The sequence below is a fragment of the Streptomyces sp. NPDC041814 genome, assembly GCF_055590565.1.
The window spans coordinates 136,311-160,784 of the sequence record NZ_JBVJAM010000001.1 but is presented as its reverse complement, the minus strand read 5'-3'; the positions used below and the strand labels follow the sequence as shown (position 1 = coordinate 160,784).

The 24,474-nt window shown below is 71.5% G+C and carries 19 protein-coding genes; 12 read left to right on the top strand and 7 right to left on the bottom strand.

Features of this window, described 5'->3' with window-relative positions; genetic code table 11:
• Positions 1 to 3 precede the first annotated feature (3 nt).
• The 10 genes from ACZ6C6_RS00765 (at position 4) to ACZ6C6_RS00720 (ending at position 10,144) form a co-directional block, all read left to right on the top strand.
• Positions 4 to 855: a hypothetical protein gene (locus ACZ6C6_RS00765; RefSeq protein ID WP_469197721.1), complete on the top strand. Its 852-nt coding sequence runs from the start codon at positions 4 to 6 to the stop codon at positions 853 to 855.
• Between the two features lie 114 nt (positions 856 to 969).
• A complete protein-coding gene (gene uvrC, locus ACZ6C6_RS00760) occupies positions 970 to 3,003 on the top strand; it encodes an excinuclease ABC subunit UvrC (protein ID WP_469197719.1) in 2,034 nt (677 codons plus the stop codon).
• Entirely contained in the window at positions 3,000 to 3,965 is a 966-nt protein-coding gene (gene rapZ / locus ACZ6C6_RS00755; RefSeq protein ID WP_365686777.1) for an RNase adapter RapZ, read from the top strand. The genes uvrC and rapZ overlap by 4 nt, the downstream gene beginning before the upstream one ends.
• Positions 3,962 to 4,996, top strand: a complete 1,035-nt coding sequence (locus tag ACZ6C6_RS00750) for a gluconeogenesis factor YvcK family protein (RefSeq protein ID WP_469197717.1) — start codon at positions 3,962 to 3,964, stop codon at positions 4,994 to 4,996. Before rapZ ends, ACZ6C6_RS00750 begins: the two co-directional genes overlap by 4 nt.
• Complete coding sequence (whiA, locus tag ACZ6C6_RS00745) at positions 4,987 to 5,976, top strand: DNA-binding protein WhiA (RefSeq protein ID WP_018104603.1); 990 nt, start codon at positions 4,987 to 4,989, stop codon at positions 5,974 to 5,976. The genes ACZ6C6_RS00750 and whiA overlap by 10 nt, the downstream gene beginning before the upstream one ends.
• Before the next feature lie 259 nt (positions 5,977 to 6,235).
• Positions 6,236 to 7,246 carry a type I glyceraldehyde-3-phosphate dehydrogenase gene (gene gap / locus ACZ6C6_RS00740; protein ID WP_073968324.1) on the top strand — a complete coding sequence of 337 codons (1,011 nt, stop codon included), beginning with the start codon at positions 6,236 to 6,238 and terminating at the stop codon, positions 7,244 to 7,246.
• A gap of 111 nt (positions 7,247 to 7,357) precedes the next feature.
• A complete protein-coding gene (locus ACZ6C6_RS00735; protein WP_469197715.1) occupies positions 7,358 to 8,569 on the top strand; it encodes a phosphoglycerate kinase in 1,212 nt (403 codons plus the stop codon).
• A gap of 6 nt (positions 8,570 to 8,575) precedes the next feature.
• Positions 8,576 to 9,352 carry a triose-phosphate isomerase gene (gene tpiA / locus ACZ6C6_RS00730; RefSeq protein ID WP_365686782.1) on the top strand — a complete coding sequence of 259 codons (777 nt, stop codon included), beginning with the start codon at positions 8,576 to 8,578 and terminating at the stop codon, positions 9,350 to 9,352.
• Positions 9,353 to 9,462: 110 nt separating this feature from the next.
• Entirely contained in the window at positions 9,463 to 9,699 is a 237-nt protein-coding gene (secG, locus tag ACZ6C6_RS00725; protein ID WP_018104607.1) for a preprotein translocase subunit SecG, read from the top strand.
• Between the two features lie 109 nt (positions 9,700 to 9,808).
• A complete protein-coding gene (locus ACZ6C6_RS00720) occupies positions 9,809 to 10,144 on the top strand; it encodes an RNA polymerase-binding protein RbpA (protein WP_073864697.1) in 336 nt (111 codons plus the stop codon).
• 57 nt (positions 10,145 to 10,201) lie between these two features.
• On the opposite strand, the gene ACZ6C6_RS00715 is transcribed toward ACZ6C6_RS00720, so the two are convergent.
• Positions 10,202 to 11,167: a LuxR C-terminal-related transcriptional regulator gene (locus ACZ6C6_RS00715; protein ID WP_469197712.1), complete on the bottom strand. Its 966-nt coding sequence runs from the start codon at positions 11,165 to 11,167 to the stop codon at positions 10,202 to 10,204.
• A 249-nt stretch (positions 11,168 to 11,416) separates the two neighbouring features.
• On the opposite strand from ACZ6C6_RS00715, the gene ACZ6C6_RS00710 reads away from it, so the two are divergent.
• Positions 11,417 to 15,460 carry a S53 family peptidase gene (locus ACZ6C6_RS00710; protein WP_469197710.1) on the top strand — a complete coding sequence of 1,348 codons (4,044 nt, stop codon included), beginning with the start codon at positions 11,417 to 11,419 and terminating at the stop codon, positions 15,458 to 15,460.
• A gap of 174 nt (positions 15,461 to 15,634) precedes the next feature.
• Positions 15,635 to 17,302 carry a glucose-6-phosphate isomerase gene (pgi, locus tag ACZ6C6_RS00705; protein WP_469197707.1) on the top strand — a complete coding sequence of 556 codons (1,668 nt, stop codon included), beginning with the start codon at positions 15,635 to 15,637 and terminating at the stop codon, positions 17,300 to 17,302.
• 41 nt (positions 17,303 to 17,343) lie between these two features.
• Here the strand turns inward: pgi and ACZ6C6_RS00700 are convergent, their stop codons facing one another.
• The 6 genes from ACZ6C6_RS00700 to tkt form a co-directional block, all read right to left on the bottom strand.
• A complete protein-coding gene (locus ACZ6C6_RS00700; RefSeq protein WP_469197705.1) occupies positions 17,344 to 17,700 on the bottom strand; it encodes a VOC family protein in 357 nt (118 codons plus the stop codon).
• 97 nt (positions 17,701 to 17,797) lie between these two features.
• Positions 17,798 to 18,583 (bottom strand): 6-phosphogluconolactonase, encoded by a 786-nt coding sequence (pgl, locus tag ACZ6C6_RS00695; RefSeq protein ID WP_469197703.1) that lies wholly within the window; start codon positions 18,581 to 18,583, stop codon positions 17,798 to 17,800.
• Positions 18,580 to 19,596 (bottom strand): glucose-6-phosphate dehydrogenase assembly protein OpcA, encoded by a 1,017-nt coding sequence (gene opcA / locus ACZ6C6_RS00690; protein WP_469197702.1) that lies wholly within the window; start codon positions 19,594 to 19,596, stop codon positions 18,580 to 18,582. Before opcA ends, pgl begins: the two co-directional genes overlap by 4 nt.
• Positions 19,593 to 21,125 carry a glucose-6-phosphate dehydrogenase gene (gene zwf, locus ACZ6C6_RS00685; RefSeq protein WP_018104613.1) on the bottom strand — a complete coding sequence of 511 codons (1,533 nt, stop codon included), beginning with the start codon at positions 21,123 to 21,125 and terminating at the stop codon, positions 19,593 to 19,595. Before zwf ends, opcA begins: the two co-directional genes overlap by 4 nt.
• Before the next feature lie 5 nt (positions 21,126 to 21,130).
• Positions 21,131 to 22,249 carry a transaldolase gene (gene tal / locus ACZ6C6_RS00680; RefSeq protein WP_469197699.1) on the bottom strand — a complete coding sequence of 373 codons (1,119 nt, stop codon included), beginning with the start codon at positions 22,247 to 22,249 and terminating at the stop codon, positions 21,131 to 21,133.
• 32 nt (positions 22,250 to 22,281) lie between these two features.
• Positions 22,282 to 24,369, bottom strand: coding sequence for a transketolase (tkt, locus tag ACZ6C6_RS00675; protein WP_469197697.1), 2,088 nt, complete (start codon positions 24,367 to 24,369; stop codon positions 22,282 to 22,284).
• Positions 24,370 to 24,474 lie beyond the last annotated feature (105 nt).

Sequence of the window (24,474 nt, the reverse complement as noted above, 5' to 3'; positions counted from 1 at the left end):
GCCATGACCACCACGAACCCCCGGCGCGTCCGCCGCCCCCTCGCCGCCGCCCTGGCCGCCGCCGGTGTCCTGGCCGGCACGGCCCTCCTCACCGCCGCCCCGCAGGCCGCGGCCGCCGACGGCCCCCAGGCCGGTCCCGCCGCCCTGGCCGCGGCGCACGAAGCGGCCACCGACGCCACCACCCTCGACACCCTGTCCCGGTTCTTCGCCCGCGAGGGCGCCGTCACCGAGAAGGCCGCCGCACCCCGCATCCAGGGCGAGGCGGTGGCCGTGCGCACCCTGTCCGCCGAGTTCGTCGCGGGAGAGCCGGGCGCTCCCGTCGCCTCCCTCGACTACCTGGCCAGCACCGCCGTCTCCTCGGACGGGCAGAAGGCGTCGCTCTGGACGCTGCCGGCACCCGGCAAGGGCGGTGAGATGCAGGTGGTGAACATCGCCACCGGCGACGACGAGGCCCGCTACACCGCGGCCGGTGCCCGCAAGCTGCCCGGCGGCACGGTCTTCCACGAACCCCAGATCGACGCCTGGTACGTGCAGAAGGGGAACAAGGTCCTCCCGCTCGACCAGGACGCCGTGCGGGCGGTCGGCAAGCGGGGAACGACGCTCACCGCCTATCGCACCCGGGTGCACGCCGCCTACGCGGACAAGCTCCCCGGCTCCGCGTACGCCCGCAAGGGCGAGGCCGGCGGCTACGGGCCCGACGCGAAGAAGGGGACCGGCCCCGCCATCGCCGCCTCCGCCACCACCGCGACCGCCCTGACCGCCGGCTCCACCGCGGCCGCCGGGGGCGCCGTCGCCGTACTCGCCCTGTGCGGCGTCACCGCCCTGCGTCTCCGGAGCCGCCGCAGGACCGGGTGACCCGCCCCGCCCCATGACCCCGCGCTCCGGGACAGGTGCTCCCCACCCCTGCCCCGGAGCGCGGCGCCGTCCGGGCACCCCGCGCTGTCATTGCCCGCAAGTAGGGTGGGGAGCATGGCAGACCCCTCCAGCTACCGCCCCAAGCCGGGACAGATCCCCGACTCCCCGGGGGTCTACAAATTCCGCGACGAGCACCGCCGGGTGATCTACGTCGGGAAGGCCAAGAGCCTGCGCCAGCGCCTGGCCAACTACTTCCAGGACCTCTCCGGCCTCCACCCGCGTACGCGCACGATGGTGACCACGGCCGCCTCCGTGGAGTGGACGGTCGTCGCCACCGAGGTCGAGGCGCTTCAGCTGGAGTACTCCTGGATCAAGGAGTTCGACCCCCGGTTCAACGTCAAGTACCGCGACGACAAGAGCTACCCCTACCTGGCCGTCACGCTCAACGAGGAGTTCCCCCGCGTCCAGGTGATGCGCGGCGCCAAGAAGAAGGGCGTGCGCTACTTCGGTCCGTACGGGCACGCCTGGGCGATCCGCGAGACGGTCGACCTGATGCTCCGCGTCTTCCCCGTCCGCACCTGTTCCGCCGGGGTCTTCAAGAACGCCGCCCGGACCGGCCGCCCCTGCCTCCTCGGCTACATCGGCAAGTGCTCGGCCCCCTGCGTCGGCCGCGTCACCCCCGAGGAACACCGCGAACTGGCCGACGACTTCTGCGACTTCATGGCCGGCCGCACCGGCACGTACATCCGCCGCCTGGAGAAGGACATGATGGCGGCCGCCGAGGAGATGGAGTACGAGCGGGCCGCGCGGCTGCGCGACGACGTCGAGGCGCTCAAGCGCGCGATGGAGAAGAGCGCCGTCGTCCTCGCCGACGCCACCGACGCCGACCTCATCGCGGTCGCCGAGGACGAGCTGGAGGCCGCCGTCCAGATCTTCCACGTGCGCGGCGGCCGGGTCCGCGGCCAGCGCGGCTGGGTCACCGACAAGGTGGAGAACGTCGACACCTCCGGCCTCGTGGAGCACGCCCTCCAGCAGCTGTACGGGGAGGAGAGCGGCGACGCCGTCCCCAAGGAGGTCCTGGTCCCCGCCCTGCCCGAGGACCCGGCAGCGGTCTCCCAGTGGCTCGCGGACCGGCGCGGCTCCCAGGTCAGCCTGCGCATCCCGCAGCGCGGCGACAAGAAGGACCTGATGGTCACCGTCCAGCGCAACGCCCAGCAGGCCCTCGGACTGCACAAGACCAAGCGCGCGTCCGACCTCACCACCCGCTCCCGGGCCCTGGAGGAGATCGCCGCAGCCCTGGACCTGGACACCGCCCCGCTGCGCATCGAGTGCTTCGACATCTCCCACCTCCAGGGCGACGACGTCGTCGCGTCCATGGTGGTCTTCGAGGACGGTCTCGCCCGCAAGGGGGAGTACCGCCGCTTCCAGATCAAGGGCTTCGAGGGCCAGGACGACGTCCGCTCGATGCACGAGGTCATCAGCCGCCGCTTCCGCCGCTACCTCCAGGAGAAGGAGCGCACGGGGGAGTGGGAGGAGAGCCCGGCCGCCACGGGCCCGGTCCCGGCGCCCGGCTCCGCCGACGGGACCGCGCCCGCCGCCGACGAGTCCCGCGAGGACGACGGCCGCCCCAAGCGCTTCGCGTACCCGCCGCAGCTCCTCGTCGTGGACGGCGGGCAGCCGCAGGTCGCCGCCGCCAAGCGGGCCCTGGACGAGCTCGGCATCGACGACATCGCGGTCTGCGGCCTCGCCAAGCGCCTCGAAGAGGTCTGGCTCCCCGAGGACGACGACCCGGTGGTCCTGCCCCGCTCCAGCGAGGGCCTCTACCTCCTCCAGCGCATCCGCGACGAGGCGCACCGCTTCGCCATCACCTACCAGCGCGCCAAGCGGGCCAAGCGCATCCGCGCCAGCCCGCTGGACGCCGTCCCCGGCCTCGGAGACACCCGGAAACAGGCCCTGATCAAGCATTTCGGCTCCGTCAAGAAGCTGCGGCAGGCGACAATCGAAGAGATCTGCGAGGTTCCCGGGATAGGCCGCAGGACAGCGGAGTCCGTGGCCGTCGCCCTCGCGGCGGCCGCCCCGGCCGCACCCGCCGTGAACACGGCCACAGGAGAGATCATGGAAGAGGACGACGGGGGCAGCACGAGATGACCGAGCGCGAACATGAACACGTGCACGACCGCACGGACCGAGCAGACGGAGCAGCACACGTGAGTACGGGCACCCCGACCGAGACGGGCGACGCCGCGGCGGCCATCCCGGAGCTGGTGATCATCTCCGGCATGTCCGGCGCCGGGCGCAGCACAGCGGCCAAGTGTCTGGAGGACCTCGGCTGGTTCGTCGTGGACAACCTGCCGCCCGCGCTGATCCCCACCATGGTGGAGCTCGGCGCCCGCTCCCAGGGCAACGTGGCCCGGATCGCCGTCGTGGTCGACGTGCGGGGCCGCCGCTTCTTCGACAACCTGCGCGAATCCCTCGCCGACCTGGACGCCAAGGGCGTCACCCGCCGGGTGGTCTTCCTGGAGTCCTCCGACGACGCGCTGGTCCGCCGCTTCGAATCGGTCCGCCGCCCCCACCCGCTCCAGGGCGACGGCCGCATCGTGGACGGCATCGCCGCCGAGCGCGACCTGCTGCGCGAGCTGCGCGGCGACGCCGACCTGGTGATCGACACCTCCAGCCTCAACGTCCACGAGCTGCGCGCCAAGATGGACGCCCAGTTCGCCGGCGACGAGGAGCCGGAGCTGCGCGCCACGGTGATGTCGTTCGGCTTCAAGTACGGCCTGCCGGTCGACGCCGACCTGGTGGTCGACTGCCGCTTCCTGCCGAATCCGCACTGGGTGCCGGAGCTGCGCCCCTTCACCGGGCTCAACGAGGAGGTCTCCTCGTACGTCTTCGACCAGCCGGGCGCCAAGGAATTCCTCAACCAGTACACCGAACTGCTCCAGCTCGTCGCCGCGGGCTACCGCCGCGAGGGCAAGCGCTATGTGACCATCGCGGTGGGCTGCACGGGCGGCAAGCACCGTTCGGTGGCCATGTCCGAGAAGCTGGCGGCCCGGCTCGCCACGGAGGGGATCGAGACCGTGCTCGTACACAGGGACATGGGGCGCGAGTGACCAGTCGCAATCTGCGCCTGCGCCGGCTGCGGGGCGCGGCGCCCGCACTCTCCGTGCGCAAGCGCGGCGCCCAGCCCAAGGTCGTCGCCCTCGGCGGCGGCCGGGGCCTCTCGGCCTCCCTCACCGCGCTGCGCCGGATCACCGGAGACCTGACCGCCGTGGTCACCGTCGCCGACGACGGCGGCTCCAGCGGGCGGCTGCGCGAGGAGCTGGGCGTCCTGCCCCCCGGCGACCTGCGCAAGGCGCTGGCCGCCCTGTGCGGCGACGACGAGTGGGGCCAGACCTGGGCGCAGGTCATCCAGCACCGTTTCCAGTCCAAGGGCGAGCTGCACGAGCACGCGGTCGGCAATCTGCTGATCGTGGCCCTCTGGGAGCAGCTGGGCGACCACGTCCAGGCCCTGGACCTGGTCGGCAAGCTGCTCGGCGCGCACGGCCGGGTGCTGCCCATGTCCGCCGTGCCGCTGGAGCTCCAGGCCCTCGTCAAGGGCCACGACCCGGACCGCCCGGAGGACGTGGACACCGTGCGCGGCCAGGCCACCGTCGCCCTCACCCCGGGCGAGGTGCAGTCCGTGCACCTGGTCCCGGCCGACCCGCCGGCCGTCCCCGAGGCGGTCGCCGCCGTCCGGGACGCGGACTGGGTGGTCCTCGGCCCGGGCTCCTGGTTCTCCTCGGTCATCCCGCACCTGCTCGTCCCCGAATTGCTGGACGCCCTGATCGAGACGAAGGCCCGAAAGGTCCTCTCGTTGAATCTCGCACCGCAGCCCGGTGAAACAGAAGGCTTCTCACCGCAGCGTCATTTGGAGGTTTTGGGACGACACGCCCCTAAACTCGCCCTGGACGTGGTGCTGGCCGACGAGGCCGCCGTGCCCGACCGCGAGTCCCTCGCCGACGCAGCCAAACGGCTCGGTGCCGCGGTCGAGCTGGCGCCCGTGGCCTCACCCGACGGCGTTCCGATCCATGATCCGGAGCTGTTGGCCGCCGCGTACGACCGTATTTTTCGGATGCATGGAAGGATCGGCCCATGGCGATGACGCCGGCGGTGAAGGACGAAGTCTCCCGGCTTCCCGTGACCCGGACCTGCTGCAGGAAGGCAGAGGTCTCGGCGATTCTCCGGTTCGCGGGCGGCCTCCACCTGGTGAGCGGCCGGATCGTGATCGAGGCGGAGCTGGACACCGCGATGGCGGCGCGCCGGCTCAAGCGGGACATCCTGGAGATCTTCGGGCACAGCTCGGAGCTCATCGTGATGGCCCCCGGCGGGCTGCGGCGCGGCTCGCGCTACGTCGTACGGGTGGTGGCGGGCGGCGACCAGCTGGCGCGCCAGACCGGCCTGGTCGACGGCCGGGGCCGCCCCATCCGCGGCCTCCCCCCGCAGGTGGTCTCGGGGGCCACCTGCGACGCCGAGGCCGCCTGGCGAGGGGCGTTCCTGGCACACGGCTCGCTCACCGAGCCGGGCCGCTCCTCCTCGCTGGAGGTCACCTGCCCGGGCCCGGAGGCCGCGCTCGCCCTGGTCGGCGCCGCCCGCCGGCTCTCCATCGCGGCCAAGGCCCGTGAGGTGCGCGGTGTGGACCGGGTCGTCGTCCGCGACGGCGACGCGATCGGCGCCCTGCTCACCCGGCTCGGCGCCCACGAATCGGTGCTGGCCTGGGAGGAGCGCCGGATGCGCCGCGAGGTCCGGGCCACCGCCAACCGCCTCGCCAACTTCGACGACGCGAACCTGCGCCGCTCCGCCCGGGCGGCGGTCGCCGCGGGCGCCCGGGTGGGCCGCGCCCTGGAGATCCTGGGCGAGGAGGTCCCGGAGCACCTGGCGGCCGCCGGGCGGCTGCGCATGGAGCACAAGCAGGCGTCGCTGGAGGAGCTGGGCGCCCTCGCCGACCCGCCGCTGACCAAGGACGCGGTCGCGGGCCGCATCCGCCGGCTCCTCGCGATGGCCGACAAGCGCGCCCAGGACCTGGGCATCCCCGGCACGGAATCCACTCTCAGCGAAGAGCTGGCCGACGGCCTGGTCGGCTGAGCCGTACCGGCGGTACGGCCCCGACGAGGGGAACGGCCCGCCGGCCCGCGGCCGTTGACGCTGCGTAACCGCCGCGGAGAACGCCGCGGGGCGCCGGGAGGCCCGTGTTCCTACTGGGGAGTACGGGCCTTCCGCGTTCTTACGGCGCCGCTCGATGTCACCCCGGCGGCTCCGGAGAGGTAGGGTCGGAGGCGGTCGGGGACATCCCATACAACTCGCCGGCGTCGAAAACCGGCGTACCTAACGAGGAGATCGGTTCGTGACGATCCGCGTAGGCATCAACGGCTTTGGCCGCATCGGTCGTAACTACTTCCGCGCGCTGCTGGAGCAGGGTGCGGACATCGAGATCGTGGCTGTCAACGACCTGGGTGACACCGCGACCACGGCCCACCTGCTGAAGTACGACACCATTCTGGGTCGCCTCAAGGCAGAGGTCAGCCACACCGCCGACACCATCACCGTCGACGGCCACACCATCAAGGTGCTCTCCGAGCGCAACCCGGCCGACATCCCCTGGGGTGAGCTGGGCGTCGACATCGTCATCGAGTCGACCGGCATCTTCACCAAGAAGGCCGACGCCGAGAAGCACATCGCCGGTGGCGCGAAGAAGGTCCTCATCTCGGCTCCGGCCAAGGACGAGGACATCACCATCGTGATGGGCGTCAACCAGGACAAGTACGACGCGGCCAACCACCACGTCATCTCCAACGCGTCCTGCACGACCAACTGTGTCGCCCCGATGGCCAAGGTTCTGGACGAGAACTTCGGCATCGTGAAGGGCCTCATGACGACGGTCCACGCGTACACCAACGACCAGCGCATCCTGGACTTCCCGCACTCGGACCTGCGCCGCGCCCGCGCCGCCGCCGAGAACATCATCCCGACCACGACGGGCGCCGCCAAGGCGACCGCCCTGGTCCTGCCGCAGCTCAAGGGCAAGCTCGACGGCATCGCGATGCGCGTCCCGGTCCCGACCGGCTCGGCCACCGACCTGGTCGTGACCCTCCAGCGCGAGGTCACCAAGGACGAGGTCAACGCCGCGTTCAAGAAGGCCGCCGACGACGGCGACCTCAAGGGCATCCTGTACTACACCGAGGACCCGATCGTGTCCTCGGACATCGTCAGCGACCCGGCGTCCTGCACCTTCGACTCCTCCCTGACGATGGTCCAGGAGGGGAACACGGTGAAGATCCTCGGCTGGTACGACAACGAGTGGGGCTACTCCAACCGTCTCGTGGACCTCACCGTCTTCGTCGGCGGCCAGCTCTGAGCACCGCCGTTCCGGCAGGCATCTCGATGTGAGTACGGGGCTCGAACAGCGCGACGCTGCGCTGTTCGAGCCCCCTCGCATGCTCACTCGTCCTCCAAGGAGTCCAGACAGATGAAGACGATCGACGAACTTCTCGCCGAAGGGGTCGCCGGCAAGCGGGTATTCGTCCGCGCCGACCTCAACGTGCCGCTCAGCGGCAGCACCATCACCGACGACGGCCGCATCCGCGCCGTGGTCCCGACCGTCCGCAAGCTGGCCGAGGCCGGCGCCCGGGTCGTCGTCGCCTCGCACCTGGGCCGCCCCAAGGGCGCCCCGGACCCGGCGTTCTCGCTGGCCCCCGCCGCCACCCGGCTCGGCGAACTGCTGGGCGCCGACGTGGCGTTCGCGACGGACACGGTCGGCGAGTCCGCCCGCGCCACCGTCGCCGCGCTCACCGACGGCCGGGTCGCGGTCATCGAGAACCTCCGCTTCAACCCCGGCGAGACCTCCAAGGACGACGCCGAGCGCGGCGCCTTCGCGGACCAGCTCGCCGAGCTCGCCGACCTGTACGTGGGTGACGGCTTCGGTGCCGTCCACCGCAAGCACGCCTCGGTCTTCGACCTCCCGGCCCGCCTCCCGCACGCGGCCGGCGACCTCATCGCCACCGAGGTCGGCGTCCTGAAGAAGCTCACCGAGGACGTCCAGCGCCCCTACGCGGTGGTCCTGGGTGGCGCCAAGGTCTCCGACAAGCTGGGCGTCATCGACCACCTGCTGGAGCGCGCCGACCGCATCCTCATCGGCGGCGGCATGGCGTACACCTTCCTCAAGGCCCAGGGCCACGAGGTCGGCAGCTCGCTGCTCCAGGAGGACCAGATCCCGGCGGTCCAGGAGTACCTGCGGCGCGCCGAGGCGAAGGGCGTGGAGTTCGTGCTCCCCGTCGACGTCGTCGTCGCCCCCGCCTTCCCGGACCTGAAGACCAAGGCCCCGGCCCACCCGGACACCGTCGCCGCCGACGCCATGCCGGCCGGGCAGATGGGCCTGGACAACGGTCCGGAGACCAACAAGCTCTACGCATCGAAGCTCGCCGACGCGGCCACCGTCTTCTGGAACGGCCCGATGGGCGTCTTCGAGCACCCCGACTTCGCCGAGGGCACCCGGGCCGTCGCCCAGGCCCTTGTCGACTCCTCGGGCTTCAGCGTGGTCGGCGGTGGCGACTCCGCCGCCGCGGTCCGCATCCTGGGCTTCGACGAGAACGCGTTCGGACACATCTCGACCGGTGGCGGCGCCAGCCTCGAATACCTTGAGGGCAAGACGCTTCCCGGCCTCGCCGCTCTGGAGGACTGACCTTTCATGACCACTCGCACCCCGCTGATGGCGGGCAACTGGAAGATGAACCTCAACCACCTTGAGGCCATCGCGCACGTCCAGAAGCTCGCCTTCGCCCTGGCCGACAAGGACTACGACGCCGTAGAGGTCGCCGTCCTGCCGCCCTTCACCGACCTGCGCTCCGTGCAGACGCTGGTCGACGGCGACAAGCTGAAGATCAAGTACGGCGCCCAGGACATCTCGGCGCACGACTCCGGCGCGTACACCGGTGAGATCTCCGGCCCCATGCTCGCCAAGCTGAAGTGCACCTTCGTCGCCATCGGCCACAGCGAGCGCCGCCAGTACCACGGCGAGACCGACGAGGTCTGCAACGCCAAGGTGAAGGCCGCGTACAAGCACGGCCTGACGCCGATCCTCTGCGTCGGTGAGGGCCTGGACGTCCGCAAGGCCGGCGACCAGGTCGCGTACACCCTCGCGCAGCTCGACGGCGCCCTGAAGGACATCCCGGCCGAGCAGGCCGAGTCCATCGTGGTCGCCTACGAGCCGGTCTGGGCCATCGGCACCGGCGAGGTCGCCACCCCGGAGGACGCGCAGGAGGTCTGCGGTGCGATCCGCGTCCGCCTCGCCGAGCTGTACTCGCAGGAGCTGGCCGACGCGGTCCGCATTCAGTACGGCGGCTCGGTGAAGTCCGGCAACGTGGCCGCGATCATGGCCCAGCCCGACGTCGACGGCGCCCTCATCGGCGGCGCGGCGCTCGACGCGGACGAGTTCGTCAAGATCGTCCGCTTCCGCGACCAGTGAGTATGCGGTAGCGCGGATCCGTCGTACCCTTGCGGGGGCCGCGGAGGGCGACCTCCCGGCCCCCGTTGTTCGCACACGCAGTCGGTATTTCCGGAAAGTAGGGACCAGCCGTGATTCTGGGGTTCGAGATCGCCCTGATCGTCTTCAGCCTGCTGCTGATGCTGCTGGTGCTGATGCACAAGGGTAAGGGCGGCGGTCTTTCCGACATGTTCGGTGGCGGCATGCAGTCCTCCGTCGGCGGCTCCTCGGTCGCCGAGCGCAACCTCGACCGCATCACCGTCGTGGTCGGTCTGGGCTGGTTCGCGTGCATCGTGGTGCTTGGTCTGCTCATCAAGCTGGACAACTGACCCGCGGCACGCGTTTCCCGGTGACGGTGTAACTCCTTTCACTGGACGCGCGTTGGGCCTTACGTAGACTGGGGCATCTTCGAGCACCATCACGCAGGGAGTTACGACCGTGGCAAGTGGCAACGCGATCCGGGGAAGCCGGGTCGGGGCGGGGCCGATGGGGGAGGCCGAGCGCGGCGAGTCCGCGCCACGGCTCCGCATCTCCTTCTGGTGCTCGAACGGGCACGAGACTCAGCCCAGCTTCGCCCATGACGCGCAGGTACCGGACACCTGGGACTGTCCGCGCTGCGGATTCCCGGCCGGCCAGGACCCGGAGAGCCCGCCCGACCCGCCGCGCACCGAACCGTACAAGACGCACCTCGCGTACGTACGCGAGCGCCGCAGCGACGCGGACGGCGAGGCCATCCTCGCCGAGGCCCTGGCGAAGCTCCGCGGCGAGATCTGACCACAGCCGGACCTTCGAGGGAGCCGGGCGCCACCCCGGCGCCCGGCTCCCTCGTGTCTACAGCCAGCCCCGCCGCACCGCCTGCGCCCCGGCCTGGAAGCGGCTCGTCGCGCCCAGCCGCTCCACCAGCTCCGCCGTGCGCCGCCGCAGGGTCCGCTCGCTCACCCCGAGCTGCCGCGCTATCGCCTCGTCCTTGAAACCCGAGTTCAGCAGGGACAGCAGCGCCCGCTCGGCGGGGGAGAGGTCCGGCCGGTCCGCCGTCGGGGCCGGGGCGAAGACCGGGGCGCCCTGGAGCCACTTGGCCTCGAACAGCTCCACCAGGGCGTCGCAGAGCCGGGACTGCCGGACCAGGACCGCGGCGGTGCGCACGGACTCCTCGTTCGACGTCAGCGGGATCATCGCCGCCCGCCGGTCGGCCATCACCATCTTCAAGGGCACCCGGGGCACGATCCGGGCCTGCTCACCGAGCGCGGCCAGCTCCTTCACGGGCTCCGCCCGCCCCGGCAGGCTCAGCACCTCGGCCTCGTACACCGCCCGTACGGTCACGCCCCGGGCCAGGGCGTCGCGCTCCATGTCCGACACCCGCGAGGCCTGGGAGAGGTAGGGCGGGGCGTCGAAGGCCAGGATCTCCTGCTCGGCGCCGGCGATGAGGCCGCGCAGCCGGTCGCCGACCGCCGTCGGGCCCTCGATCACCTCCACCAGGCGCCGGGGGTCGGTGCGCAGGACGCGCTCGTGGTACTCCGCCGCGTAGGACTCCAACGCGGACGCGGCGGCGTCCAGTTCGGACTGCCGGGCGCGGATCAGGGCGGTGAGGCCGTGGCGCGGGTCGATCGCCGTGTAGCGCGCCGGGCGTCCGGTGACCGTGGCGAGCCCGGACGCGACCAGCCGGTCCAGCGACTGCCGTGCCTGATGCGGCGTCAGGTCGTGCGCGTCCGCCAGCTCCTGCGGTGAGAGGCCGAGGCGGTGCAGCAGCAGCCGGTAGGTGCGCTCCGCGCCCTCGTCCAGCCCGACCGGCTCCAGCATGTCCGCCTCCTCGTCGCCCCGGGGTTCCCCGGACTCAACCGGATGTGCCCCCGGACGCTACCCCGTGGCCGGGACCGGCTGTTGACCGGGACCGGCCACGCGTAACCCTCGTCCCCATGACGGGCCCTTGAAAGAGTGCGGACAACCCCCCGAAGCACCCACGTGGAGTCCACCCCTCTGATGAGTCCCATACGACTGAGTCCCCTACGGCGCAGGTCACCGGGCATACGCTCGGCCTGCCTGGCGGCCGTGCTCGCCACGGCGGGCGCCCTGCTCAGCACCCCCTCGGCCCAGGCCGACCCCGGCAGCGACCGGCCCGTCCGGCTGACCGCCGGAGCCCTCGCGGCCCTCAGCAAGCAGTACACCCAGCGCAGCGACGGCACCCCGGGCCTGGTCGCCGCCGCCCGGGAGGCCGGCTCCGGCACCCGGGACGAGCCCACCGGGACCGGTGAGCAGAGCGGCGGAACAGCCGCCCCCGCCGAAGGCACCGCCAAGGCGCTGAAGACGAAGGCGAGCTGGGAGACCCCGCGCGGCGCCGCCAGCACCCTGGCCCTCGGCGGCACGCAGGACTGGGTGGGCATCTTCAGCGGCGGGGCGGTCACCCGCTACGACGCCGACGGCGCCCCCGTGTGGCAGCGCACCAGCCACTCGCTGTTCACGGACTGGCAGGTCAAGCCGGAACTCGCTTACCAGCCGGAGGAGTTCAGCCCGGTCCTGCACCAGGGGTACAACCCGTACCAGCCGACGCTCAGCGGCTCCCACCCCTTCGCCCAGGGCGACTTCAACCACGACGGCGTGGACGACATCGCGGTCGCCTACAGCGTCGGCGACTCCCCGGCCCGCCCGTTCACCAGCCCCGGCTCGCAGCTCTCCTCGGGCACCTTCGTCTCGCTGCTCGACGGCCGCTCCGGCGCCATGCTGTGGCACAAGCTGCTGCCCGGGTACGTCGGTTCGCTGAGCGCCCAGGACGGCAAGCTGATCGCGGCGAACGTCACCGGACCGGACTGGGGCAACAACCCGGTGGCCGAGGCCGGCGACAGCCGCAGCTCCCTCATCGCGTACGCCTTCGAGAGCGGCGCCCGCGGAGCGGTCACCGGCCGCACCGCCTGGACGTACAGCACCAAGGCCCCCTTCGCCCTCTGGTCGGACATCGAGACCATGGGCCGGGGCAGGGTCGCCGTCTCCTGGACCGACACCCCGATGGGCCTGGGCAGCCCCCGGCCCGCCGCAGGCCACGTCATGGTGCTCGACACCGGCGAGGGCAAGGTCCTCACCGATGTGAAGACGCCCGGCTACCCGCGCATCGTGCACAAGGACCCCGGCTCCGACCGGGTCCTGGTCGCCGAGCAGAACGACCCGCTGGACGCGGTGCGCTGGGACCTCACGGCCGTCGACGTCAGGACCGGCAAGCGGTCCGTCCTCACCTCCCGGGACAACACCGTCCCCGAGGCGTTCGTCGTCAACGAGGACGCCCACGGCAAGCAGGCCCGCTACGCCGTCGCGGAACTCGGCATCAACGCCGACCTGACCGACGGCACGAGCTCGGTCTCCGGCTGGGACGAGCACGGCCGCACCACGTGGACCTACCGCACCCGCAGCACCGTGGGCCGGCCCAACGCCCCGGCCCTGTCGCTGACGGTCGACCCGGACGGCCGGGGCCAGGTCTACGCGGCCGTCGCCGACCCGGTCGCCCAGACCCGTACCCGTACCGACGGGCCGGAGCACAGCCAGCTCGTGGCGATCGACGCGACCAGCGGCCGTACCCGGTGGGTCAAGGAGGGTGCCGTCGTCGGCAGCCAGGTCACGCCCTACCGGGGCTCCATGCTGACCGTGGGCTACGACCTCACGGCGTACACGGTCGGCTCCGACGGTGACGCCGAGCCGCTGCCGCTCCTCGGCGACGCCTACACCGGCGTGGCCACGGACGTGAACGGCGACGGCGTCAAGGACATCGTCGTCGGCGGACAGAGCCGGGGCGTCTTCGCCCTGGACGGCCGCACCATGGACCGCACCAGCCCCCGCATCCTGTGGAAGCAGCCGCTCAGCGCCTCGATCCGCGAGCTGACGCTCGACACGGTGACGGACAGCCGCGGCCGTGCGGCGCAGCGCATCGTCGCCGCGACCTCGCACGGCTTCGCGGTCCTCACGCCGAAGGACGGCAAGCCGCTCTCCGACGTGAACACCGGCACCTTCCAGGCCGGAGTCGCCGTCGCCGACGGGCACGTCATCGCCTCAGGCGACGAGCTCTCCGCGTACACCGCCGAGGGCCGCCGGGTCTGGAGCTACCGCCCCGAGGGCACGGCCGGCAAGACCGTCGTCTACTCCGTGCCCGCCACGGCCGACGGCCGGATCTACCTGGAGTACGGCGGCGTCCGCACGGCGTTCGGTACCGGCGCGAGTGACCCGGCGCCGACCGCGGTGGCACTCGACGCGGCCAAGGGATCCGAAATCTGGAGCATGAAGCCCCAGGGCCTCGCCGCCACCTGGATCGAGCAGCAGTCCGGCGTCTTCGCCGACAAGAACATCCCGGGCGCCGACGGCCACGCCGTCGCCTTCGCCTGGGGCGGCGACCAGCCGTCCACGGTCACGCACCTCGTGCAGACGGTCGACGGGCGCACCGGCGAGGTGCTGACCAACTACAGCTCTCCCGGTTCGGCGACCTTCCTGAACTTCGCCGCGTCGGCGCGCCACGGCCTGGTCGAGCTGCTTCCCCACGCGGCGATCGTCCACCCGGCCGAGGGCGGCGAGCCCTACCTGGTGCGCATCCTCGCGTTCCCGTACCAGGGCACGTTCGCCACGACGGGAAGCGGTGACGAGACCTTCGTCGCCGGGGCCCTCGGCTTCCTCGGGTACGGCCAGCCGTTCGAGAAGAAGGCGGGCGGGTACGTCAACCCCGTGATCAGGGAGTTCGCTCTCGCGGCGGGAAGCGTGGTGCCGGCCGACCTCGACGGGGACGACGCCACCGACCTGATCGCGCTCCAGCGCGACTGGAGCGGCTACGCCCTCAGCCAGAACGTCGGCGGATACGGCGACAACACCTACGCGATCGACAGCTACCAGCACGGCGTCTCCGTCCTGGAGCTCACTGACGCCCCCGCGGCCGGAGCCGCCAAGGCCCCTGCCGCCCGCTCGGCCAAGGCCGGCGCCCCGGCCGAGGTCGCCCCCGTCGAGACCCCGACCCTGCCCATCGGCCGGGCCACCCCGTCCATCGACATCCACTCCAGCACCCCGGCCGCCGGCGCCAACGCCGACGAGGTCACCAGGGGCTACACACCGCAGCAGATCCGGACCCGCCTCGGTCTGACCGGCGACGGCGCCGGTCAGACCGTGGCGATCACCGTCGGCTACGACTACCCGAGCGCCAAGGCCGACCTGAACCACTTCGCCGAGCACTTCGGGCTGCCGCAGACCTGCGACACCGTCGCCGAGGGCACCGACTGCTTCGACTTCGAGCAGGTCTACGCGACCGGTGAGAAGCCCGCCGCGAACACGAGCTGGGCGCAGGAGGCGGCCCTCGACATCGAGTGGGCGCACTCGGTCGCCCCCAAGGCGAAGATCGTGCTCGTCGAGGCCGCCGACGCCACGGCGTCCGCCCTGTCGAAGGCCATCGACGTCGCCGCCTCGTACCACCCGGCGGCCGTCAACAACAGCTGGGGCATGTCGGAGTACTCCGAGGAGTCCTTCTACGACAAGCACTGCAAGCTGACCGACTCGGTGTGCACCCAGTCCACCGGCGACTTCGGTTACCCCGCCGGCTACTCCAGCACCAACCCGTACGCCCTCGCCATCGGCGGTACGAAGCTGGTGCTCGACGCCGAAGGCAACACGACTAGCGAGACCGCGTGGGCGTCCACCGGCGGCGGACTGAGCTACTTCGAGCCGCGCCCCGCGTACCAGGACGGCGTCCAGCCGTCCGCGTACCGGGCCACCCCGGACGTCAGCTTCGTGGCCGACCCCAACACCGGCGTCGCCGTCTACACCTCGGCCACGGGCAAGGGCACCTGGATGCAGGTGGGCGGCACCAGCCTCTCGTCGCCGGTCTGGGCGGGCATCATCGCCGCCACCGACCAGCTGAGGGCCGCCGCCGGCAAGCAGCCGCTCGCCGTGGCGGGCCCGGCGGGCGACACCGCCCACGCCGCGGTCTACGGCCTGGGTGGCGCGCTGCGCGACATCACCGCGGGCGGCAACGGCTACTGCGGTGCCGAGTGCACCGCGGGACCGGGCTACGACACGGTCACCGGCCTCGGCTCGCCGAACGCCGGAGTCGACAGGGCGCTGGCCGCCCGGAAGTGACCCCCGCACCGAGCTGACCGGAACACCGGGCCCGCCCTCCCGAGGGGCGGGCCCGGTGTCGTCGACCGCCACGACCTGGACAGGGAGGAAGAGATTCGTCCTGATCAATTAGGTTGGGAGGCATATCGCGGGGCACCGTCCGTACGCAGGTACGAGAGAAGGCAGAAGTCCGACATGAACGCGTCCGACAAGCACGCAGGGAGCCGCACACGGCTCACCCAGACGGCCGAGTGGCAGGCCCTGGCCGGGCACCGGGAGAAGCAGGGAGGCGCATCGCTGCGCGAGCTCTTCGCCGCGGACCCGGCGCGCGGATCCGGGTACGTGCTCCGGGTCGGCGACCTGCACATCGACTACTCCAAGCACCTCGTCACCGACGAGACGCTGACCCTCCTGCGCGAACTGGCCGCGGCCACCGACGTGTTCGGTCTGCGCGACGCCATGTTCCGCGGCGACAAGATCAACACCACCGAGGACCGGGCGGTCCTGCACACCGCGCTGCGCGCCCCGCGCGACGCCGTCATCGAGGTCGACGGCGAGAACGTGGTCCCGGCGGTGCACGCGGTGCTCGACAAGATGGCGGCGTTCTCCGACCGGGTCAGGTCGGGGGAGTGGACCGGCCACACCGGCAAGCGCATCAAGAACATCGTCAACATCGGCATCGGCGGCTCGGACCTGGGCCCCGCCATGGCCTACGAGGTGCTGCGCTCCTTCACGGACCGCTCGCTCACCCTCCGCTTCGTCTCCAACGTGGACGGCGCCGACCTGCACGAGGCCGTCCGCGACCTCGACCCGGCCGAGACGCTGTTCATCATCGCCTCGAAGACCTTCACCACGATCGAGACGATCACCAACGCCACCTCCGCCCGCAACTGGCTCCTCACCGGCCTGGGGGCCGGTCAGGAGGCCGTCGCCAAGCACTTCGTCGCGCTGTCGACCAACGCGGAGAAGGTCGCGGACTTCGGCATCGACACGGCCAACATGTTCGAGTTCTGGGACTGGGTCGGCGGCCGCTACTCGTACGACTCCGCCATCGGCCTCTCGCTGATGATCGCCATCGGCCCGGAGCGGTTCCGCGAGATGCTCGACGGCTTCCACCTCGTGGACGAGCACTTCCGCACCGCCCCGGCCGAGGAGAACGCCCCGCTGCTCCTCGGCCTGCTGGGCGTCTGGTACGGCGCGTTCTTCGACGCCCAGTCGCACGCGGTGCTGCCCTACAGCCACTACCTGTCCAAGTTCACCGCCTACCTCCAGCAGCTGGACATGGAGTCCAACGGAAAGTCCGTCGACCGCGACGGCAACCCCGTCGACTGGCAGACCGGGCCGGTCGTCTGGGGCACCCCCGGCACCAACGGCCAGCACGCCTACTACCAGCTGATCCACCAGGGTACGAAGATGATCCCGGCCGACTTCATCGGCTTCGCGCAGCCGGTCGAGGACCTGCTGCCCGGCCTGGTCGCCCAGCACGACCTGCTGATGGCCAACTTCTTCGCCCAGACCCAGGCCCTCGCCTTCGGCAAGACGCCCGACGAGGTACGTGCCGAGGGCGTCCCCGAGGAGCTGGTGGCGCACAAGACGTTCCGGGGCAACCACCCCACGACGACGATCCTCGCCGACCGGCTCACCCCGTCCGTCCTCGGCCAGCTGATCGCGCTGTACGAGCACAAGGTCTTCGTCCAGGGCGCCATCTGGAACATCGACTCCTTCGACCAGTGGGGCGTCGAGCTCGGCAAGGTCCTCGCCAAGAAGATCGAGCCCGTCCTGACCGAGGGCAAGGGCGGCGAGCAGCTGGACAGCTCGACCGCCGCGCTCGTCTCCACCTACCGCGAGCTGCGGGGGCGCTGAGCCCCGGTCCCGAGGGGCCCCGCCTTTTCGGGCGGGGCCCCTCAGCCGTGCGTCGTGTCGATGACGCAGAAGCGGTTGCCCTCCGGGTCCGCCAGCACCACGAAGTCCGGGTCCTCCGGATACAGCTCCCAGTCGACCTCCGCCGCGCCCAGCGCGAGCAGCCGGGCCACCTCGGCGTCCTGCTCCTCCGTGTACAGGTCGAGGTGGACCCGGGGCACCTCCTGCACCGGGGAGTCGCTGCGGCCGAGGGCGAGCCCGGTGCCCGGCCCCTCGGCGGGGACCAGGACCACCCAGTCGTCGCCGGCCGGCTCCCGCTCCACGTAACCCAGGGCCGCCTTCCAGAACGCCGCCGCCCGCGCCACGTCCGACGCGCCCATCACCACGGTTCCGATACGCATGGGGCCGAGCCTTTCACGCTTCACCGCGGGAAAGACGCCGGGCCCGGCCCGCCCCGAAGGACGAACCGGGCCCGAGGGCAACCCCGCTGACGGCCGGTCAGGCGGAGGCCGGGGGGTACAGGGCGCGCGGGAGGCGGGAGGCCGCCGCCGCGTCCAGCAGCCACAGCGTGCGGGCCCGGCCGTACGCACCGGCCGCCGGAGCCTGGATCTCGCCGGCCCCGGACAGGGCGATGGCGACCGCCTCCGCCTTGTCCTCGCCCGCGGCCAGCAGCCACACCTCGCGCGCCGCCCGGATGGCGGGCAGCGTCAGCGAGACCCGGACCGGCGGCGGCTTGGGGGCGCCGTGCACACCTACGACGGTGCGCTCGGTCTCCCGCACCCCGGGCAGTTCCGGGAAGAGCGAGGCGACGTGCGTGTCCGGGCCGACGCCCAGCATCAGCACGTCGAACTCCGGCACCGGGCCGTGGTCCTGCGGGGCCGCGGCGGCCGCCAGCTCGGCCGCGTACCCGGCGGCCGCGGCGTCGGCGTCCGGGCCGTAGGGGCCGTCCGACGCGGGCATCACGTGCACCCGCGAGGGGTTCAGGGGCACGGCGTCCAGCAGGGCCTCGCGGGCCTGCGTGACATTGCGCTCCGGGTCGCCCTCCGGCAGGAACCGCTCGTCGCCCCACCACAGGTCCAGCCGCGACCAGTCGACCGCGTCCCGGGCGGGCGCGGCGGCGAGCGCGGCCAGCAGGCCGTTGCCGTTGCGTCCGCCGGTGAGCACCACCGACGCGTCGCCGCGCGCGGCCTGGGCGTCCACGATCTTCGTGATCAGCCGGGCCGCGGCGGCCTGCGCCATCAGCTCCTTGTCGCGGTGCACGACGAGCTGCGGGACTCCGGTCACTTCGCGGCCGCCTTCTTCGCGGGGGCGGCCTTCTTCGCGGCGGGGGCCGGGGCCTGCGCCGGCGCCTTCGCAGACTCGCCGGAACCCGCCTTGTGGAGGCGGTCCACACCGAACTTCACGGTCGACTCGTAGATGTTGTCCGGGTCGAGCCGCCGCAGCTCCTCCGCGAGGAGCTCCGCCGTCTCGCGCCGCTTGAGCGCCACCGCGCGGTCCGGCTGGCCCACCATGCAGAGCGTGGCGAGCGAGCCGTCGGCCCGGTCCAGGACGATGTCGCCGCTCTTGGTGACCATCCGGACGGCCGTGAGACCGGGACCGCCGGACGTGGTGCGCTCCACCGGGACGCCGAGCCGGTCCGCGAGCCACATGGCCAGCAGCTCGCAGCTCGGATTGTCCGACTCGCCCTCGACCGTGGCCGAGACGACCTCCGCCGGCTGCTGGTCGAGCGCGGCGGCCAGCATCGAACGCCACGGCGTGATGCGCGTCCAAGCCAGGTCCGTGTCACCGGGCCGGTACGTGGCGGCGCGCACCGCCAGCTCGTCCAGCGGGTGCTCGGCCGAGTAGGTGTCGGTGATCCGGCGCTGGGCCAGCGCGCCGAGCGCGTCCTTCGCCGGGTCGGCGGGGGAGTCCTGCGGCCACCACGCCACCACCGGGGCGTCCGGGAGCAGCAGCGGCAGCACGACCGACTGGGCGTGGTTGGCCAGCTCGCCGTGGAGCCGCAGCACCACGGTCTCGCCGGAGCCCGAGTCGGAACCGACCCGGATCTCGGCGTCGAGCCGCGCGTCGCGGCGGGTGCGCGGCGAACGGCTGAGGCGCTTGATGACGGCGATGATCCGCGAGGGGTGCTCCCGCGAGGAGTCGCTTGCCGCCTTCAGCGCGTCGTAGGCGTTCTCCTCGTCGGTGACGATGACGAGGGTGAGGACCATCCCGATCGCCGGGGCGCCGACCGCGCGCCGGGCCGAGATGAGCGCCTGGTTGATCTTGCTGGACGTGGTTTCGGTGAGATCGATCTTCATGGCCGGCGCCAGCTCCGTCCGTCGCGTGCGAGCATCTCGTCCGCCTCGGCCGGACCCCAGGTGCCGGCCGGGTACTGGGCGGGCTTGCCGTGCTTGTCCCAGTACTCCTCGATCGGGTCGAGGATGTTCCAGGAGAGCTCGACCTCCTGGTGGCGCGGGAAGAGGTTGGCGTCGCCGAGCAGGACATCGAGGATGAGCCGCTCGTACGCCTCCGGGCTGGACTCCGTGAAGGACTCGCCGTACGCGAAGTCCATCGTGACGTCCCGGACCTCCATCGAGGTCCCGGGCACCTTGGAGCCGAACCGCACCGTGACGCCCTCGTCCGGCTGCACCCGGATGACCAGGGCGTTCCCGCCCAGCTCCTCGGTGGCGCCGGACTCGAACGGCAGGTACGGGGCGCGCTTGAAGACGACCGCGATCTCCGTGACCCGGCGGCCGAGCCGCTTGCCGGTGCGCAGGTAGAACGGCACGCCCGCCCAGCGGCGGTTGTTGATCGTCAGCTTGATCGCGGCGAAGGTGTCGGTCTTCGACTTGGGGTCGATGCCGTCCTCCTCCAGATAGCCGACGGCCTCTTCGCCGCCCTGCCAGGCGTGCGTGTACTGGCCGCGCACGGTGTGCTTGCCCAGGTCCTCGGGCAGCTCCACCGCCGTGAGCACCTTGAGCTTCTCGGCGACCAGGGCCTTCGGGTGGAAGGAGCCGGGCTCCTCCATCGCGGTCAGCGCGAGCAGCTGGAGCAGGTGGTTCTGGATGACGTCGCGGGCGGCGCCGATGCCGTCGTAGTAGCCGGCCCGGCCGCCGATCCCGATGTCCTCGGCCATCGTGATCTGCACGTGGTCGACGTAACTGCGGTTCCAGATCGGCTCGAACATCGTGTTGGCGAAGCGGAGCGCCAGGATGTTCTGGACGGTCTCCTTGCCGAGGTAGTGGTCGATCCGGAAGACCTCGTTCGGCGGGAAGACGTCGTGCACGATCTGGTTGAGCTCCTGCGCGCTCTTCAGGTCGTGGCCGAACGGCTTCTCGATGACGGCGCGGCGCCAGCTGCCTTCCTTCTGGTCGGCCAGCCCGTGCTTCTTGAGCTGCTGGACGACCTTGGGGAAGAACTTCGGCGGGACGGACAGGTAGAAGGCGAAGTTGCCGCCCGTGCCCTGCGCCTTGTCCAGCTCCTCGATCGTGGCCCTCAGGGTCTCGAAGGCCACGTCGTCGTCGAAGTTGCCCTGCACGAAGCGCATGCCCTGGCTGAGCTGCTGCCAGACCTCTTCGCGGAAGGGTGTACGGGAATGCTCCTTGACGGCGTCGTGGACGACCTGGGCGAAGTCCTCGTCCTCCCAGTCGCGGCGCGCGAAACCGATGAGCGAGAAGCCCGGCGGCAGCAGGCCGCGGTTGGCCAGGTCGTAGACGGCGGGCATCAGCTTTTTACGGGACAAATCGCCCGTGACGCCAAAGATGACCAGGCCCGACGGCCCCGCGATGCGCGGGAGCCGTCGGTCCTGGGCGTCACGGAGCGGGTTGGCTCCGGGAACACCAGACAAAGTGGTCAGCCCTTCGAGGGGGCGAGGCGCTGCAGCTCCGCCTCGGTCGACTTGAGCAGGTCGTTCCAGGCCGTCTCGAACTTCTCGACGCCCTCGTCCTCCAGCACCTGCACGACGTCGTCGTAGTCGACGCCGAGCTTCTTGATCGCGTCGAGGTCGGCGCGGGCCTGGTCGTACGCACCGGCGACGGTGTTGCCGGTGATCTCTCCGTGGTCCGCCACCGCGTCCAGAGTCGCCTCCGGCATGGTGTTGACCGTGTTCGGCGCGACGAGGTCCACCACGTACAGGGTGTCCTTGAGGGCCGGGTCCTTCACACCGGTCGAGGCCCACAGCGGACGCTGCTTGTTGGCGTGCGCCTTGTCCAGGGCGGCCCAGCGCTCACCGGCGAAGACCTCCTCGTACGCCTCGTAGGCGAGACGGGCGTTGGCCAGGGCGGACTTGCCCTTCGCGGCCTTGGCCTCGTCGCCGCCGATGGCGTCCAGGCGCTTGTCGATCTCGGTGTCCACACGGGACACGAAGAAGGACGCCACCGAGTGGATCTTGGAGAGGTCCAGGCCCGCGGCCTTCGCCTGCTCCAGGCCCGCCAGGTAGGCGTCCATGACCGCGCGGTAGCGCTCCAGCGAGAAGATCAGCGTGACGTTCACGCTGATGCCCCGGCCGATCGTCTCGGTGATCGCGGGCAGGCCCGCCTTGGTCGCCGGGATCTTGATCAGCGTGTTCGGGCGGTCCACCAGCCAGGCCAGTTGCTTGGCCTCGGCGACCGTGGCCGTGGTGTCGTGCGCCAGACGCGGGTCGACCTCGATGGAGACCCGGCCGTCCTGGCCGTCCGTCGCGTCGAAGACCGGGCGCAGGATGTCGGCCGCGTCCCGGACGTCCGCGGTGGTGATCATGCGGATCGCTTCCTCGACGGTCACCTTGCGGGCCGCGAGGTCGGTGAGCTGCTGGTCGTAACCGTCGCCCTGCGAGATGGCCTTCTGGAAGATCGAGGGGTTGGTCGTGACCCCCACGACGTGGCTCTCGTCAATGAGCTCGGCGAGGTTGCCCGAAGTGATCCGCTTGCGCGAGAGGTCGTCGAGCCAGATCGCCACGCCCTCGTCGGAGAGGCGCTTGAGTGCGTCTGTCATGAGAAATGCATCTCCTACTAGTCGTATACCGGTCAGCGCGTGGCGGCGGCGAGGGATTCCCGGGCGGCGGCGGCGACGTTCTCGCCGGTGAAGCCGAACTCGCGGAACAGGACCTTCGCGTCCGCCGACGCACCGAAGTGCTCCAGCGAGACGATCCGGCCGGCGTCTCCCACGTACCGGTACCAGGTCAGACCGATGCCCGCCTCGACGGCCACGCGTGCCTTGACCGACGGAGGGAGGACGGAGTCCTTGTAACCCTGTTCCTGCTCCTCGAACCACTCGACACACGGCATCGAGACCACGCGGGTCGGAATTCCGGCCGCCTGGAGCTCCTCGCGCGCCTCGACGGCGAGCTGGACCTCGGAGCCGGTACCGATCAGGACGACCTGCGGCGAGCCGCCCTCGGCCTCGAAGAGCACGTAGCCGCCCTTGGCCGCGTCCTCGTTCGCCTCGTACGTCGGCACGCCCTGGCGGGTCAGCGCGAGGCCGTGCGGTGCGCCCTTGCCGAAGACCTTGGTGTAGCGGCGCAGGATCTCGCGCCAGGCGATGGCGGTCTCGTTGGCGTCGGCCGGGCGCACGACGTTGAGGCCCGGGATGGCGCGCAGCGAGGCCAGGTGCTCGACCGGCTGGTGGGTCGGACCGTCCTCGCCGAGACCGATCGAGTCGTGCGTCCACACGTAGGTGACCGGCAGGTGCATCAGCGCGGACAGGCGCACGGCGTTGCGCATGTAGTCGGAGAACACCAGGAAGGTGCCGCCGTAGATGCGCGTGTTGCCGTGCAGCGCGATGCCGTTCATCGCGGCGGCCATGGCGTGCTCGCGGATGCCGAAGTGGATCGTGCGGCCGTACGGGTCGGCCTCCGGCAGGGGGTTGCCCGCGGGGAGGAACGACGACGTCTTGTCGATCGTGGTGTTGTTCGAACCGGCCAGGTCGGCGGAGCCGCCCCACAGCTCGGGGATGATCCCGCCGAGCGCCTGGAGCACCTTGCCGGACGCGGCGCGGGTGGCGACGCCCTTGCCCGTCTCGAAGACCGGCAGGCTGTCCTCCCAGCCCTTGGGCAGCTCGCCCGCGGCGATGCGGTCGAAGTCGGCGGCGCGCTCGGGGTTGGCGGCGCGCCAGGCGGCGAAGCCCTTCTCCCACTCGGCCTTCGCCTCGCGGCCCCGGTCCAGGGCGCGGCGGGTGTGCGCGATGACCTCGTCGGCGACCTCGAAGCTCTTCTCCGGGTCGAAGCCGAGCACCTTCTTGGTCGCGGCGACCTCGTCGTCGCCGAGTGCCGAGCCGTGCGAGGCCTCGGTGTTCTGGGCGTGCGGGGCGGGCCAGGCGATGATCGTGCGGGCCGCGATGAACGACGGGCGCTCGGTCTCGGCCTTGGCGGCCAGCAGCGCGTGGTAGAGGCCCTCGGGGTCCAGGTCGCCGTTGGGCAGCTGGTCGACGCGCTGGACGTGCCAGCCGTACGCCTCGTAGCGCTTGACGGTGTCCTCGGAGACCGCGGTCTCCGTGTCGCCCTCGATGGAGATGTGGTTGTCGTCCCACAGCAGGACCAGGTTGCCCAGCTTCTGGTGGCCGGCCAGCGAGGACGCCTCGGCCGAGATGCCCTCCTGGAGGCAGCCGTCACCGGCGACGACCCACACCATGTGGTCGAACGGGGAGGTGCCGGGGGCCGCCTCCGGGTCGAACAGGCCGCGCTCGTAGCGGGCGGCCATGGCCATGCCCACGGCGTTGGCGACGCCCTGGCCCAGCGGGCCGGTCGTCGTCTCGACCCCGGTGGTGTGGCCGTACTCCGGGTGCCCCGGGGTCTTGGAGCCCCAGGTGCGGAACGACTTCAGGTCGTCCAGCTCCAGGCCGTAGCCGGCCAGGTAGAGCTGGATGTACAGGGTCAGGCTGCTGTGGCCCGCCGAGAGCACGAAGCGGTCGCGGCCGGTCCAGTCCGCGTCCGCCGGATCGTGCCGCATCACCTTCTGGAAGATGGTGTAAGCGGCGGGAGCCAGGCTCATGGCCGTGCCCGGGTGGCCGTTTCCGACTTTCTGTACGGCGTCCGCGGCGAGGACGCGGACGGTGTCCACGGCCCGCTGGTCCAATTCGGTCCACTGGAGGTCTGTGGTGGTCGGCTTGGTGCTCACCCTGAGTCAGGGCTCCTCTCCAACTGTTGTAGACCGGTGACTGTGACCGCACCGGATGCTGTCGAGCCTACCCCCGTCCGTACCCGTGTTTTCCGGCTCCTACCA